Annotated in this window: 10 protein-coding genes and 1 pseudogene; 7 read left to right on the forward strand and 4 right to left on the reverse strand. The window is 63.2% G+C overall.

What is annotated here, in order from left to right; genetic code table 11:
* Nucleotides 1–92 precede the first annotated feature (92 nt).
* From B3M53_RS10485 to B3M53_RS10500, 4 genes are all read left to right on the forward strand, one after another.
* Nucleotides 93–2909: a [protein-PII] uridylyltransferase gene (locus B3M53_RS10485; protein ID WP_273019823.1), complete on the forward strand. Its 2817-nt coding sequence runs from the start codon at nt 93–95 to the stop codon at nt 2907–2909.
* 3 nt (nt 2910–2912) lie between these two features.
* Nucleotides 2913–4523, forward strand: coding sequence for a murein biosynthesis integral membrane protein MurJ (gene murJ / locus B3M53_RS10490; RefSeq protein WP_273019825.1), 1611 nt, complete (start codon nt 2913–2915; stop codon nt 4521–4523).
* 64 nt (nt 4524–4587) lie between these two features.
* The gene (gene trpS / locus B3M53_RS10495; protein ID WP_160092922.1) at nt 4588–5631 is read left to right on the forward strand and encodes a tryptophan--tRNA ligase; all 1044 of its coding nucleotides are present in this window, start codon (nt 4588–4590) and stop codon (nt 5629–5631) included.
* A 107-nt stretch (nt 5632–5738) separates the two neighbouring features.
* Nucleotides 5739–6290 carry a copper chaperone PCu(A)C gene (locus tag B3M53_RS10500; protein ID WP_273019827.1) on the forward strand — a complete coding sequence of 184 codons (552 nt, stop codon included), beginning with the start codon at nt 5739–5741 and terminating at the stop codon, nt 6288–6290.
* 77 nt (nt 6291–6367) lie between these two features.
* Here the strand turns inward: B3M53_RS10500 and lepA are convergent, their stop codons facing one another.
* The gene (lepA, locus tag B3M53_RS10505; protein WP_286800371.1) at nt 6368–8176 is read right to left on the reverse strand and encodes a translation elongation factor 4; all 1809 of its coding nucleotides are present in this window, start codon (nt 8174–8176) and stop codon (nt 6368–6370) included.
* A gap of 187 nt (nt 8177–8363) precedes the next feature.
* Here lepA and B3M53_RS10510 point away from each other — a divergent pair, with 187 nt between their 5' ends.
* Together B3M53_RS10510 and B3M53_RS10515 are read left to right on the forward strand one after the other, a co-directional pair.
* Nucleotides 8364–8972 carry a DUF1134 domain-containing protein gene (locus B3M53_RS10510; protein WP_273019831.1) on the forward strand — a complete coding sequence of 203 codons (609 nt, stop codon included), beginning with the start codon at nt 8364–8366 and terminating at the stop codon, nt 8970–8972.
* Between the two features lie 103 nt (nt 8973–9075).
* The gene (locus B3M53_RS10515; RefSeq protein WP_273019833.1) at nt 9076–10410 is read left to right on the forward strand and encodes a hypothetical protein; all 1335 of its coding nucleotides are present in this window, start codon (nt 9076–9078) and stop codon (nt 10408–10410) included.
* Nucleotides 10411–10438: 28 nt separating this feature from the next.
* On the opposite strand, the gene ftsY is transcribed toward B3M53_RS10515, so the two are convergent.
* The 3 genes from ftsY to dapF form a co-directional block, all read right to left on the reverse strand.
* On the reverse strand, nt 10439–11752 hold the full coding sequence (gene ftsY, locus B3M53_RS10520; protein WP_273019835.1) for a signal recognition particle-docking protein FtsY: 1314 nt from the start codon (nt 11750–11752) through the stop codon (nt 10439–10441).
* A complete protein-coding gene (gene mtaB, locus B3M53_RS10525) occupies nt 11749–13062 on the reverse strand; it encodes a tRNA (N(6)-L-threonylcarbamoyladenosine(37)-C(2))-methylthiotransferase MtaB (protein ID WP_051143339.1) in 1314 nt (437 codons plus the stop codon). Before mtaB ends, ftsY begins: the two co-directional genes overlap by 4 nt.
* A gap of 69 nt (nt 13063–13131) precedes the next feature.
* Nucleotides 13132–13938, reverse strand: coding sequence for a diaminopimelate epimerase (gene dapF / locus B3M53_RS10530; protein ID WP_022700897.1), 807 nt, complete (start codon nt 13936–13938; stop codon nt 13132–13134).
* Nucleotides 13939–14302: 364 nt separating this feature from the next.
* On the opposite strand from dapF, the pseudogene B3M53_RS10535 reads away from it, so the two are divergent.
* Nucleotides 14303–15373, forward strand: a pseudogene (locus B3M53_RS10535) (S9 family peptidase); the annotation flags it as partial.
* Nucleotides 15374–15711: the final 338 nt, after the last annotated feature.

The following is a 15711-nucleotide window of genomic DNA, read 5'->3' on the forward strand; positions in this document are numbered from 1 at the left end:
CCGCGCGAAGCGCTGGACGTGCTGTATGCGCTTAAAGCCTTGAGCCAAAACTCTGGCTGACGCGCCGGTCGCCCTCGCGTAGAATCAACGCCATGAGACCCACAACCCTCCCCGCCAGTCTTGATGGGCTGCGCTTGCGCGCCGAGCTGTCAGCCGCCACCCGCGACGGCTGGGACAAGCCCGCCAATCGTCAGCTGGCGATGAGCCGACTCAAACGCTATCTCGAGAAAGGCCGGGCCCTGGCCCAGACGCGCCTCAATGGCGCGGAAGGCGGGCTGGAGGCGGCGCGCACCTGGTCGGGCGTGATGAACGCGGCGCTACGCGCCCTGTTTGATTCCATCACCTCAGATTACACCGACGATCCGCTGGACGGCCTCGCCCTGTGTGCGCTGGGCGGCTATGGCGCGGGCGAATTGGCGCCGCAATCTGACATCGATCTGGTGTTTCTCACCTCGGATACGCCCCCCGACTTCGCCCAGGCGATCATTGAGCAGACCCAGTACGCGATCTGGGATAGCGGCCTGCAGATCGGCGGCGGTGCGGTGCGTACGCTGGATGAAGCCATCGTGCTCGCCCAGGACGATCTGTCAGAGCGCACGGCTTTGCTCGATCTGCGCTCGATTTCTGGCGACATCCGACTGGTGCGCCAGATGCATACGCGCTTTGATGAAGACATACGCATCAAGAACGATGCTGAATTCGCCGCCGCCAAGCTGGCCGAGCGTGATGAGCGCGTGGATCGTCAGGGCGACAGCCGCTATGCGGTCGAGCCCAATATCAAGGACGGCAAGGGCGCGCTGCGCGACCTGCAGACCCTGCGCTGGCTCGCGCAAATCCTCTATGGCGACGATGCGCTGGAACGCTGGGTGGTGGCCGGCCTGTTCTCCATCGACGATGTGAAACGCTATCTCAGCGCGGCGGATTTCTTCTGGACCCTGCGCTTTCACCTGCACACCCTGGCCGGCCGCAAGGATGACCGGCTGACCTTTGACCTGCAGCCTGAAATCGCCCGCCGCATGGGGTTTGAAGACACCGACGACCAGCTGGGCGTCGAAGCCTTCATGCGCAGCTATTTCCTCAAGGCGATTGATGTGGGCGCCCTGACACGACTGGTCTGCGCCAAACTGGAAGCCGAAGAGCTCAAAGACCCGCCAGGGGGCCGCTTCCTGCCCGCCGACGGCAGCGCGAACGAAACCGAGCTGGCTGAACGCGGCTTCACCCTGCATGCCGGGCGGCTGGATTTCGCGGATCCGCAAGCGCCAGAAACCGATCCGGTTATGATGCTGCGCCTGTTTGAAAAGGCCGCCGCGCGTCATCTGGATCTGCACCCGGACGCCGTCGCCGCCATCAGTCGCGGCCTGCGCCAGATCGATGATCGCTTCCGCACAGACCCCCGCGCCGCCCGCAGCTTTTTTGCGGTGCTGTTGGACGCTGATGATCCGCGCATCATCCTGCGGGCCATGACCGAGGCGGGGCTTCTGGGCGCGTATATCCCTGAGTTTGGCGACATTGTCGCTCGCACCCAGTTCAACATGTATCACCGCTTCACGGTGGACGAGCACACGCTGAACGCGCTGGGCCTGTTACGGCTTCTCGAGCAGGGCAAGCTCAACGCCGACCATCCGCTGGCCAGCAAGCTGGCGCCGGAAATCCTGCATCGCCGGGCGCTTCATCTGGCCGTGCTGCTGCACGACACCGGCAAGGGCAAGGGCGATCAATGCGTTGAGGGCGGCGAGAACGCCCGCCAGGTCTGTCCGCGTCTGGGGCTCGATGATCACGAGACCGATCTCGTCGCCTGGCTGATCGAGAACCATCTGGAAATGAGCGACGTCGCCCAGCGCCGCGATCTCTCCGATCCACGCACCGTGCTCGATTTCGCCGAGAAGGTCGGCACGATGGACCGGTTGAACCTTCTGACGATCCTGACAGTGGTGGATATTCGCGCGGTGGGCCCGGGTGTGTGGAATGGCTGGAAGGCCCAGCTGCTGCGCGATCTGTATCAGGCCACCGCCGCTGTGCTCAAGGGCGGAGACCGGCGCGACGAGGCCGAAGCTCGCGCCCGCCTCGCCGAGCGCGCCGCGCTGGCCCGCAATCATTTCCACGAAGCGTTGTCGCGCATCGATCCGGAGTTCACCCGCATCTGGACCGAAGTGCTCGATCATTCCTACTGGCTGGCCTTTGGCGAGGATGACCGTTTCCGTCACGCCGCCTTCGCCCGCGCCGCCTTTGAACGCGGCCAGGCGACCAGCGTCGGCGTACGCACCGACAAGCGCCGCTCGGCCACCGAAGTCATGGTGCTGACGCCAGACAGGCATGGTCTCTTTGCCGACATTGCCGGGGCCCTGTCGCGCGAAGGCGCCAATGTTGTCGGCGCGCAAGTGACCACCACCTCGGACGGACGCGCCTTTGACGTCTTCTACGTGCAGGAGCAGGGCGGCAAGCCGTTTGGCTGGTCAGACAGCTATATCCAGGACCGCTTGCGCGACAGCGTCCAGCACGCAGCCGAGCACGGTCTGTCCGGCGATGACGCCCGGCCCATGCTCAAACCCCTGCGACGCCGCGAAGCCGCCTTCACCGTGACGCCCTCGGTCAATCTTGATCTTGAGGCGTCCGATGACGCGCTGGTGATCGAGGCGACGGGGCGCGACCGGCCGGGCCTTCTTCATGCGCTGGCCAAAACCCTGTCTGACATCGGATTGTCGCTGGAGGCGGCGCGCATTGACGGCTATGGAGAACGCGCCGTCGACACCTTCTACGTCACCGAAAAAGGCGGCAAACCCTCTGGCGACGCCCGGCTTGTGGGCATCAAGGTGCAATTGATGAACGTTCTCTCCGACGCTGAAGACGCCGTCGCCGTGCACCGCGCCAAGCAGGGCCTGGTCGCCACTCCCGCCAGCGCAGGACGCTAGCGGATGCGGTTATTGCGCTCCTCTGCTGTTGTGGGTGGGTTCACACTGCTGAGCCGGTTTTTCGGCGTGGCGCGGGACATCCTTCTCGCTGCGCGTCTGGGCGCCGGCCCGTTGACGGACGCCTTTTTCGTCGCCCTGACATTCCCGAACCTCTTTCGCAGGATCTTCGCCGAAGGCGCGTTCAACTCCGCCTTCATCCCGCTCTACGCCCGACGGCTAGAGGGCGAGGGCGCCGAGGAAGCGGACCGGTTCGCCAGTGAAGTCTTGTCAGTCCTGACGCTATCAGTGCTAGGCATCGTCATCATCGCGCAAATCCTAATGCCCTGGCTGATGTACCTTCTGGGGCCGGGTTTCATCAGTGATCCAGGTCTGTTCGGTTTTGCCGTGCTGATGACCCAGATCACCATGCCGTACCTGTTGTGCATGTCGATGGCGGCGATGATTTCCGGCGCTTTGAACACCCATGCCCGGTTCGCCACTGCGGCGGCGGCGCCCATCCTTCTCAACGTCGTTCTGATCTCGATCCTTCTGGCCGCGCCAGGCGAGCGTAATGATCTGGCGCTATATCTAGCCGCAGGCGTCACAGTGTCAGGCGTGTTACAGACCGCATGGCTCTATTGGGCCGCACGGCGAGCAGGGATCAGGCTGGCCTTTAAGGCGCCGCGCCTGACTTCGGGGGTCAAACGCCTGATTGTGCTGGGCGTCCCAGGCGCAGCGGCGGCGGGGGTAACCCATATCAACCAGCTGGTGTCGGGCTCCATTGCGACGCTTCAGGAAGGCGCGCGGTCCTGGATCTATTATGCTGAGCGCTTGTATCAGTTGCCATTGGGCGTAATCGGCATCGCGATGGGCGTTGCACTATTGCCCGCCCTGTCCAAACGCTTGCGGGCGGGCGATGACAGCGGCGCAATGGGCGGTCAGAACCGGGCGATCGAGATATCCATGGCGCTGACCCTGCCCGCCGCAGCCGCTCTTCTGGTGATCCCGGACGCCGTGGTGGCAGGCCTTTTCCAGCGCGGGGCGTTTGAAGCCTCCGACACAGATCGCACAGCGCTGGCGCTTGCGATCTATGCTGCAGGACTGCCAGCCTTTGTGCTGATCAAGGTCTTTTCACCGGGCTTTTTCGCGCGCGAAGACACATTAACGCCGATGAAGTTCGCCGCCGCCTCGATGGCCCTGAACATGATCGCCGGCATCGCCTTGTTTTTTGGACCTCTGGGATATGCGGGTCTGGCCCTCGCCACCACTCTGGCGGGCTGGCTGAACGCTGGGCTTTTGGGCGTCACGCTGATCCGGCGGCGGCAATTCACACCAGACACCCGGCTCATGCACCGCCTGCCCCGCATCCTGTTCGCCTGCCTGTTGATGATGGGGGCGCTGTGGGCGCTCGTTGCATTCGGGGAGGCGCCAATTCTCGCCGCGATGCAAACCCTGCTTCCTACAACGCTGATCGCCTTGGTCTGGATGGGACTCCTGGTTCTCTGCGGTCTTGCGGTGTTTGGCGTCAGCACCTTGGCGCTGGGCGGGTTGAGACCTCAGGAATTGTTAGGCGCTCTTAAACGGGACCCGGCTCCCTCGATCAAGGATCAGGCCGAAGACGGCGCCGACGCTTGAGGCCCGGCGTCCCGCCCTTTAAGACACAGCCTCCCTTATTCTCCATTCTGTAGCGGAAACTCCCATGACTGACGCGACGCCCGTCTATTCCGGCCCCGAACGCATTCTGTCCGGCATGCAGCCCACTGGCCGCCTGCATCTGGGCAATTATCTGGGCGCGCTGAAGAACTGGGTGCCCATGCAGGACAGCGGCAAGGAATGCTTTTTCTGCGCCGTGGACATGCACGCCATGACGATCGAGTACGATCCCGCCGTACTGCCCGACCGGGTGCGCGGCGTGGCGGCCGCCTATATCGCCGCAGGCGTCGACCCCAAGCGCAGCGCGATTTTCGCGCAGTCCGCCGTGCCTCAGCACGCCGAGCTCAACTGGGTCCTGCAATGCGTGGCCCGCATGGGCTGGATGGAACGCATGACCCAGTTCAAGGACAAGGCCGGCTCCGGCAAGGACGCCGAACGCGCCAGCGTCGGCCTGTTCACCTATCCCGTAATGATGGCGGCGGACATTCTGGTCTACAAGACAACCCATGTCCCTGTCGGCGAAGACCAGAAACAGCATCTGGAGCTGTCGCGCGACATCGCAGCCCGCTTCAACCGCGACTTTGGCGGCGGCCAGATCATCCTGCCTCAGCCTGAACCCGTCATCATGCCGACCGGTGCGCGCGTGATGTCGCTCAAGGACGGCACGAAGAAGATGTCGAAATCCGACCCGAGCGATAATGCCCGGATCAACCTGCATGACGATGCGGACACGATCGCGCGCAAGATCAAGAAGGCGAAAACCGATCCTGAACCCCTGCCCGAAACCGCAGAAGGCCTCAATGATCGCCCGGAAGCGAAGAACCTTGTGGGTCTCTACGCCGCGCTGACCGGCAAATCGGTAGCGGACGTTCTGGCAGAGTTCGGCGGCGAAGGCTTCGGGACTTTCAAACCCAAACTCGCCGAGGCTGCAGTGGAGTATATCTCCCCCGTCAGCGAGGAATATGCCCGCCTGCTGAACGACAAGGCCGAGATCGACGCTGTGCTGAAAGACGGCGCCGAGCGCGCCCGCGCCGCGGCCCAGCCGGTCATGGCGGAAGTGAAAAAACTGATCGGCTATTGGGGCGCGTAAACGCCGCAGGCGACGCGCTTGCGCCAACGCGCGCCAAGCGCCAAATCTGAACACGACCGGTTTCGGGCGGCGCCATTGGCGTCGCCCGTCTCATATGGAGAGATGACATGCTCAAACGCGCCCTCTACGCCCTTGCCCCTTTAAGCGTTCTTACCCTCGCCGCCTGCTCGCCGGCTGAAGACGCCCCCGCCAGTGCTGAACCAGCAGACTACGCCGTGATTGAAGGCTGGGTGCGCGCGCCTCTGGGCGGACGAGACGTCACCGCAGGCTTCATCAACCTCACCGCCGGCGCGCCCGGCGGCCAGCTTGTGGGCGCCTCGACCGAGGAAGCAGACGCCATCGAGCTGCACACCATGGCCATGGATGGCGCGGTGATGCGCATGCGCCATGTGGACGCCATCGACATCCCGGCTGGCGGCGCAGCGAGCCTTGCGCCCGGCGGCGACCATCTGATGATATTCGGCGTGAAGCCGGCTGAGCTCGAGGATGGCGAGATGACCCTGACGCTGGAATTCGCCGACGGCGAAACTCTCGCCGTCACCCTGCCCGTCCGCGACACCGCCCCCGAGCTTGATCCGGAAATGGGCGCGATGAGCCATGAGGGTCATGAGATGGCCGATGACGATGAAACTGGAGCCTCTGAAGGTGACGGTCACTAACTCAGTGTCCCGGTCCTGAATGCAAAAAGCCCCGGCCATCGGCCGGGGCTTTTTCGTGTCGTCAGAGCGCTTGAGGCTTAATCGTCGTCCATTTTCAGCGCGGCGATAAAGGCTTCCTGCGGGATTTCGACGTTTCCGTACTGGCGCATCTTCTTCTTGCCGGCCTTTTGCTTGTCCAGAAGCTTGCGTTTCCGGGTGGCGTCACCGCCATAGCATTTGGCGGTCACGTCCTTGCGCATGGCGGACAGGGTTTCGCGGGCGATCACGCGGCCACCGATAGCGGCCTGGATCGGGATCTTGAACATGTGCCGCGGGATCAGCTCCTTGAGCTTCTCGCACATGGCGCGACCGCGCATGTCGGCGCGCGAGCGGTGCACGATCATAGACAGGGCGTCCACCGGCTCTTCATTCACGAGGATCGACATTTTCACGAGGTCTTCCTCGCGATGCTCGATGAACTGGTAGTCAAAGCTGGCGTAGCCCTTGGAGACCGATTTCAGACGGTCATAGAAGTCAAAGACCACCTCGTTGAGCGGCAGCTCATAGACCAGCATGGCGCGCGAGCCGGCATAGGTCAGCTCCAGCTGGATGCCGCGGCGGTCCTGACACAGCTTCAGCACGCCGCCAAGATATTCGTCCGGCACCAGGATCGTCGCCTTGATCCAGGGCTCAGAAATATTGTCGATCTTCACCACATCCGGCATGTCAGCCGGGTTGTGCATGTCGACCTCGGACCCGTCGGTCATCTTGATCTTGTAGACCACCGATGGCGCGGTCGTGATGAGATCCACATTGTATTCGCGCTCGAGCCGTTCGCGAATGACCTCAAGGTGAAGAAGCCCCAGGAAGCCGCAACGGAAGCCAAAGCCCAGCGCGGCGGAGGTCTCCATCTCATAGCTGAAGGACGCGTCATTGAGCGCCAAGCGCTCCACAGCGTCGCGCAGGTCTTCAAAATCGGCCGCATCCACCGGGAACAGGCCGCAGAACACCACCGGCACCGCCGGCTCAAAGCCCGGCAGCATGGAATCCGTGGGGCGTTTCTCCTCGGTGATGGTGTCGCCCACGCGCGCATCGCGCACCTGCTTGATCGAGGCGTTCAGGAAGCCGATCTCGCCCGGACCCAGCGTATCGCGGTTTTCCTTGGCGGGGGTGAACACGCCCACCCCGTCCACGCCATAGCTGGCCTCGGCGCCCATCAGGCGCACGCGCATGCCCTTTTTCAGGGTGCCTTCGATGATCCGCACCAGACAAATGACGCCCAGATAGGGGTCATACCAGCTGTCCACCAGCAGCGCCTTCAGGGGCGCGGTCGGATCGCCGGCCTTTGGCGCGGGCAGGCGGGTGACGATGGCTTCCAGCACATCCTCGATCCCGAGGCCGGTCTTGGCGGAAATCTCGATGGCGTCAGAGGCGTCGATGCCGATCACATCCTCGATCTGGGCTTTCACCCGGTCAGGCTCGGCGGCGGGCAGGTCGATCTTGTTGAGGACCGGCACGATCTCGAGATCGACATCGATGGCGGCGTAGACGTTCGCCAACGTCTGGGCCTCAACGCCCTGGGCGGCGTCCACCACCAGCAGCGCGCCCTCGCAGGCGTACAGCGAGCGGCTGACTTCATAGGCGAAGTCCACGTGGCCGGGCGTGTCGATCAGGTTCAGCGCGTAGGTCTGACCATCCTTGGCGGTATAGCTCAGACGCACGGTCTGCGCCTTGATGGTGATGCCGCGTTCGCGCTCGAGCTCCATATTGTCGAGCACCTGTTCCTTCATCTCGCGGTTGGTCAAACCGCCAGTGTGCTGGATCAGGCGATCGGCCAGGGTGGATTTACCGTGGTCGATATGCGCGACGATGGAGAAATTTCGGATCAGGGACGGATCTGTGCTCATGTCGCGGGAGTTAGCACTGGCAAGCCTCCGCGCCAAGCTTATTGGCAGTAAAGCCAGCGTCCGGGCCGCGTGTTTACGCAGCGTTTACCCTTTCGCCTCACCGAGGCCCTAATTGACGTTCAGCGTCCGGCGCATGAAACCGGTCAGACAAGGCAGGCGCACCATGATTAGACGATCCATTCTTTCCATGATCACGACTACCGCCCTGACGCTGGCGCTCGGCGCTTGTGCGAGCACGGGCGGAGCGCAGACCGCCTCCCGTTCGGACAATCCCGATTACGGCCAGCCGAGCGAGTACCAGTCCAATATCGACACCTATTCACGGGAAGAGCTGGTGGAAGTCACGGCCGACTTCTTTGGCGTCACCGCCGAAGCCGCCGCCTCTGCGCTGGAACGCGTCTTCTCGGATCTGGGACGTCCCGTCGGCTATATCGCCGGTGAGGAAGTCTCCGGCGCCGCCGGCATCGGCCTTCGTTATGGAGAAGGCTATCTGAGCCTAAAAGGCAGCGCCGACCAGCAAAAAGTCTACTGGCAGGGCCCCAGCATCGGGTTCGACGCCGGAGGCAACGCCAGCCGGGTCTTCACCCTGGTCTATCGCCTCAACGACACCGACCGGCTCTATCAGCGCTTTCCCGGCGTGGAAGGCTCAGCGTATTTCGTGGCGGGGCTGGGCGTGAATTATCAACGCGCCGACGGCATCACCCTGGCGCCGATCCGCTCGGGCGTCGGCCTGCGCGCCGGGGCCAATGTGGGCTATCTCGCCTATTCGCGTCAGCGCAACTGGATCCCGTTCTAAGGGTAAATGCGGATTAACCAATCCTCGCATCCGTCATGAATTGCGGCTAGACTCCCCATGAACCTCAGCTTTCAGGGCCGGGGTTCAGAGGGGGGCCTCGAACATGGACGGATTGATGACTGTCACAGGGTTTGCCGCCGGGCTGGCGGCGGGATTGTTTCTGGCGCTTTTGGTGTATGGCTTGCGCCGCTACGCCTCCCGGCTGGGCGCAGGGCTCTTGCGCGGCCTCTCCTTTCCTTTCCGTCTGTTGCTGAGGCTTGTGGGACTGGGCCGAAAGGCGAGCCCGAACACCGCCAGTGAAATGGGGCCCGGCGCCTGGGCTGCGGCGGTGTCAGGCCACAAGACCCTGCTGGAAGGCGCGCTGGGCGAGGATTTCGACCATGAAGAGAGCTTCATTTCCCGCCAGGGCCTGATCTTCAAATGGATGATGGTGCGCGTGGGCTTCATGCGCATGCCTGAAGAGATGACCGACGCCCTGGCGAAAGACTATGCCGAGCTGGCCGACCGGTTCCTGGGCGCTCCGGTGCCCATCGCGTCGGATCCGCGCGCCCTGTTCGAAGACGTGGAAGGCGCGGTGATCGCGCAGCAATTCGCCGACAGCGAACACGGTCTGCTGTACATGCTCAACGAGACCCGCAAGCTGATGAACGCCAATGTGCGACGGTTGTCGATCTGGCTGTCGGCCATTTTGACGCTGGTTCTTGTGGCGAACATCGTGCTGAACGCCGTGGGCGTGGTGGATGCGTTCGGCCCGCTGCATGGCGATCTGTTCGGAGAGAACACCGCCGGCGCGCTCAATTCGCTGATGTTCGGGGCGGGATCCTGCGTGCTGGCGGCGCTGGTGATGTGGGCGCTCTATTACACCGAATACTCCCCCTATCAGCGCAACACGGCGCGCGAAATGGCGAATTTCCTGACCCGGTATTGCGCGCGGCTGAATGATCATTACCGCACGGCCATCGGTCGGGCGAAGTCCGTCACCGTCGGCGAAGAGCGCGATTCCAAACAGCTCTCGGCCGAGGCGCGCCTGTGGACGCTGAATATCAACTGGATCGCCCTGCGCGTGTTCTTCATCGAGAGCTATGTGCGCAATGTGGTGTTCCAGATCACGAGAAACTCGAGCTATTATCTGCTGTTCGTGCCGGCGGCCTTCATCCTGGCGGTGACGGCGCTGTTCGGGCTCGCCGCAGCGCTCGACCTGTTCAACCCCTTCGCCACCATTGTCGCGCTGGGCTGGGTCTTTCCGGTGCTCTTCATCCTGATCGCCATGCTCTACGCCTTCTTCCTGAGCAATTCGATGAAGGCGCTCGAGGAAATCGATCAGGGCGAATGGATCAGCTTTCACACCCTCAAGCTCAACCAGGTGCTGGGCGAGGTCGTCGGCAAATACGCCGAGGATGTGGGCTATTGGAAGAACCGCGTCGGCGGGGGTCTTTAGTGTCTCCGGCCCAGGACCGTGAAGCCCGCTAGGCTTCGAGTCCCGCCAGGGCGCGTGCGAACTCTTTCGCCTTAAAGGCCTGCAAATCCGCCTCGCCCTCACCCACGCCAATGAAATGGATGGGCAATTTGAAGCGTTCGGCGACCTGCACCAAAGCGCCGCCTTTGGCGGTGCCGTCAAGCTTGGTCATGATGACGCCGGTGACGTGAGAGGCTTCCATGAAGGCTTCAGCCTGGGAGATGGCGTTCGAGCCCACCGTGCCGTCGAGCACCAGCAGCACATGGTGCGGGGCGGTCTCATCCATCTTCTTGATGACCCGGACGATCTTGCGCAGCTCGTCCATCAGCTCGGCCTTGTTCTGAAGACGGCCTGCCGTGTCGATCAGCACCGCGTCCGCCTGATCGGTCCGGCCTTGCTGGATGGCGTCATAGGCGAGGCCGGCCGCATCCGCGCCCAGATCGCGCGACATGAAAGTCGCACCGGCGCGCTCTGACCAGACCTGAAGCTGTTCGACCGCCGCGGCGCGGAACGTGTCGCCCGCCGCCGTGATCACACCCGCGCCTTCACGCGTCATCTTCACCGCGATCTTGCCAAGCGTCGTGGTCTTGCCTGAGCCGTTGACGCCGACGAACAGCACCACGCGCGGGGCGTCTCCGGTCATGTCGAGCGGCTGCTCATAGGGTTGAAGCGTTTCAGCGACCACGTCTGCGAGCGCTTCGCGGATCTCGATGTCAGAGACATCCTTGTCAAACCGGTCCTTCGCCAGGCGATCAATCACCTTGGCCGCCGTCGCCGCGCCAATATCGGCTGCGATCAGCAATTCTTCCAGCTCATCCAGCGCCGCCTGATCGAGCTTGCGCTGGGTAAACATCGCGCTGAGACCATCGCTGAGACGCGAGGAGGATTTCTTCAGGCCCGCCGCGAGCCGTGCGAAAAAGCCCTTCTTCTCCTCTTCCGGCGCCGGCTGAGGCTCAGGTGCTGGCGGCGCTTCTTCCGTCACCGGGTCAACAGTCTCAGGCTGCGCCAGTGTTTCAGCCAGATCCTCGATCCCGCTCGCCTGGGCTGGGGTTTCAGCGATGTCTTCCGGGCTCGGGGCATTGTCATCAATGACGGCCTCGGCGCGCGCTTCCAACACATCATCGGCATCCGCGGAAGCGGGCGCCGGCTCGGCGGGACGCGCTTCATCCAGGGCTTCTGGCGCCGCGTCGACCGCCGCAATGACCGGGGCTTCAGCAGGCGCTTCGGGTTCAGCCGCAGGCTCTGGCGCATCAAGCGCCGGAACCTCGGACGGGGCCTCGTCCTTTTGTTTTTTCTTGCCGAAACCGAATTTGAACCAGCTCACAGGGCAGCCTCCAGCGGGGTTGCGGTCAGGGCTTTCTCGTCATGGCCCGTAATCATCGCGCGGACGAGCGCTCCGGGCCGTGCCGAGGACTCCATACGCACGGGCGTGAAGTCATCGGCGCGGGCGAAGCCGGGCTTTTCCACCAGCACCGTCATCTCCTGCCCAACGCGCGAGGCGAGATGGCGTTGCAGCGCCTCGTGTGATTTCGCGCGCAGGCGAGCGGCGCGCTCTTTAACAACCTCGCGGTCCACCTGCGGCATGCGCGCGGCGGGCGTGCCGGGACGAGGCGAGTAGGGGAAGACATGGACAAAGGCGAGATCGCACTCATCCACCAGCCGAAGCGAGTTTTCAAACATCTCCTCGGTCTCGGTGGGGAAGCCCGCGATGAGATCCGCGCCAAACGCAATGTCCGGGCGCACGGCGCGCAGGCGCTTTGCGAGGGCGATCGCGTCATCGCGGGAATGGCGGCGCTTCATGCGTTTGAGGATCATGTCATCGCCCGCTTGAAGCGAGAGGTGCATATAGGGGCAGAGCCGGTCTTCCTCGGCGATGGCGCGGAACAGGTCTTCGTCGATCTCGATGGCATCGATCGAGGACAGGCGCAGGCGCTGCAAGTCAGGGACCTGCTTGAGGATGGCGCGCACCAGACGGCCCAGCTTGGGCGTCCCCGGCAAGTCTTGGCCCCAGCTCGTCATATCGACGCCGGTCAGAACCACTTCGGAATGACCTGTTTCCACCAGGCGTTTGACCTGTTCGACCACCTCGCCCGCCGGGGCGGAGCGGGCATTGCCGCGGCCATAGGGAATGATGCAGAAAGTGCAGCGGTGATCGCAGCCTGTCTGCACCTGCACATAGGCGCGGGCGCGACCGTCAAGGCCATCCACAAGATGATTGGCGATCTCGCTGACCGCCATGATGTCATCGACCTTCACCTTGTCGCCGCCTGCAATGACGGTGGATTTGAAGGTTTCCGGACGCAGCTTTTCAGCATTGCCAAGCACCTGATCCACCTCAGCCATTTTAGCGAACTGCTCGGGGTCGATCTGGGCGGCGCAGCCGGTGACGATCATCTTCGCGTCGGGCCGCTCGCGCTTCATCCGGCGAATGGTCTGGCGCGCCTGACGCACGGCTTCGTTAGTCACCGCGCAGGTATTGATGATCACAGCGTCAGACAGGCCGCCCGCACGCGCATGATCGCGCATCACCTCTGACTCCCAGGCGTTCAGCCGGCAGCCAAAAGTGACGATCTCCACATCGCGCCCCTCTGAGGCCTCATGGGACGGGGCAGGGTTTTCCACAGGTGTGCTCATTGGCGCGCAAAGTGGGGTTGAGACGGGTTTGGGTCAAGCGGGGAAGGGAGTCTGCAAGGCGGCTATGCGTCAAACGCCGCGCAAATCCAGCTCACGCTCCAGCACAACCGGGCCGGACAGGTGCACATGGCCCTCGCTGTCCCAGCGCACAGGCAGCTTGCCGCCATCGGCCTCGATCACCGCTTCACGATCCACCAAGCCCTGACGATGAAGCGCGACCAACGCCGCGCCAGCGCCCGTCCCGCAGGCGAGCGTCAGGCCCGCGCCGCGTTCGAACACTTTCAGGCGGACATCATCACGGTCGCGCACCTGAGCGAAACCCGTATTCACCCGCTCCGGAAACAGCGGATCATGCTCGATCGTCGGCCCGATCTCGGTGATGGGCAGGCTCTCGAGATCGTCCACCGGGAACACCACATGGGGATTGCCCATGGAAACCGCCCCCGGACCCTCCAACCGTCCGCCGCCGGGCAGATTGACGCCGAAATCGAGCCGCACCGTATCCATGGGCAGCGAGAGCGGGATCTGACGCCAGTCAAGCCGGGCCGAGCCCAGATCGACCTCGGCCGCGCCCGATAGCAAACGCTGCGCCCGCATGGGTCCGCCCGCTGAGGTGAAACTTAGATGAGGCTTCGCGCCATCTTCAAACAATAACCAGGCCGCCGCCCGCGTGCCGTTGCCGCAGGCGCCCACCTCGCCGCCATCGCTGTTCCAGACCCTGAGGTCGGCGTCAGCCTCTGATGACGGATCGAGGACAATCAACTGGTCAAAGGCATGCACGCCCAGCATCGCGGCGATATCTTTGGCGCTAAAAGCGGACGCGCCGGTTTCGTCGCGGCGATCCAGCACGATAAAGGCGTTTCCCGCCCCGTTCATGGCATAAGCTCTCATACCGGCAGCGATACGCTCATGAGGCTCAAGCCGCAAGATAAACGGCCTGTAATACAGTATCACTTTGACCCGGAGGCCAACCCCCTGTTGAATGCGCGCAGTCGCTCAACAAGGGGAGAGCATGATGCGCCGCTGGGGTTATCACCTGTCCGCCGCCGCCGCCGTTATGGCGCTCGCGGCCTGTTCGCCGTCCGAAGAAACCAACATGACTGATACTGAGGAGTCCGGCGTGACAGACACCGCCGATCTGCCCGGCGCGCAGCTGAACGCCGCCATCCAGGCGGAAACCGAAAGCCTTGAATGGCTCGAAGACGTTGAAGGCGAACGCGCCCTCGCCTTCGCAACCGAGATGAACGAGCAATCGCTCGATCGCCTCACCTCTGATCCGCGCTATGACACGCTCTACAATCAGGCGCTTGAAGTGCTGCAATCCACCGACCGCATCCCCTATGTGGGCGTGCGCAACGGCGAGCTGTGGAATTTCTGGCAGGACGCCGACCACGTCAAAGGCCTGTGGCGCAAGACCTCGGTCGAGAGCTACGCCACAGATAATCCTGAATGGGATGTGGTGCTCGATCTGGACGCCCTTGGCGAAGCGGAAGGCCATAACTGGGTCTGGCGCGGCGCCGATTGCCTGGCGCCCGATTACACGCGCTGCATGATCACCCTGTCAGATGGCGGGTCAGACGCAGCAGTGCGCCGTGAATTCAACATGGAGACCCGCGAATTCATCGAAGACGGCTTCGTCATTGATGAAACCAAGGGCTCAACCGCCTGGATTGACGAAGACACGCTTCTGATCGCCACGGCGCTCGATCCGGCTGAAGCTACCCAGTCGGGCTATCCCTTCGTGGTCAAGCGCTGGAGCCGCGGCACGCCGATCGAAGAGGCGCAAGTGGTCATCTCCGGTGCCGAGGACAATGTGGGCGTCTGGCCCGCCCGCTTCGAACAGGCGGACGGCACGGCCTATATGATGGCCATCCAGGCCGCGAGCTTCTTTGAAAGCGTCTATTATTACCTGCCCGACGGCGCGACCGGCGAGCCGGTGCAAATGCCGCTGCCGCGTAAATCCAATCCGCAAACCCTGTTTGACGGCCAGCTGGTCTTCTCCGTTGAAGAAGACTGGACCCCCGTCGAGGGCGGCGAGACCTATCCCACCGGCTCGATCCTCAGCTTTGACATGGGCGAATTTGTCGAGACCGGCGACCTTCCCGCAGTCGAAGTCGTGTTCACCCCCAATGAGCGCCAGTCCATTGATGGCGTCGCCACCACGGCGAACCATCTGTTGATGGTGATCAATGACAATGTGGTGGGCGGTCTGGAAGCCTTCACACGCTCTGACAGCGGCTGGACCAGCGAAAGCGTCGAGACGCCGGAGAACGCCTCGATCTCCATCGTCACCGCCGATGATCATTCAGATCTCGCCTATGTGAATGTGGAAGGCTTCCTGGAGCCTGAAGCGCTTTACCGCCTGTCCGCCGACCTGCAACTGGACCCGGCCAAAGCGGCTCCGTCCTGGTTTGACGCCGAAGGCCTGGTGGTCGAACAGCGTCAGGCTGAGAGCACGGACGGCACGATGATCCCTTACTTCATCGTTCGCGCGGAAGACGCCGAAGGCCCGCAGCCCACGCTGCTCTACGCCTATGGCGGCTTCCAGGTCAGCCTGACCCCGTCTTATTCAGGCACCCGCGGCCGGATGTGGCTGGAAAACGGCGGCACCTATGTGCTGGCGAACATCCGCGGCGGCGGCGAGTTCGG

This window comes from Oceanicaulis sp. UBA2681, assembly GCF_002354675.1.
Lineage (GTDB): Bacteria > Pseudomonadota > Alphaproteobacteria > Caulobacterales > Maricaulaceae > Oceanicaulis > Oceanicaulis alexandrii.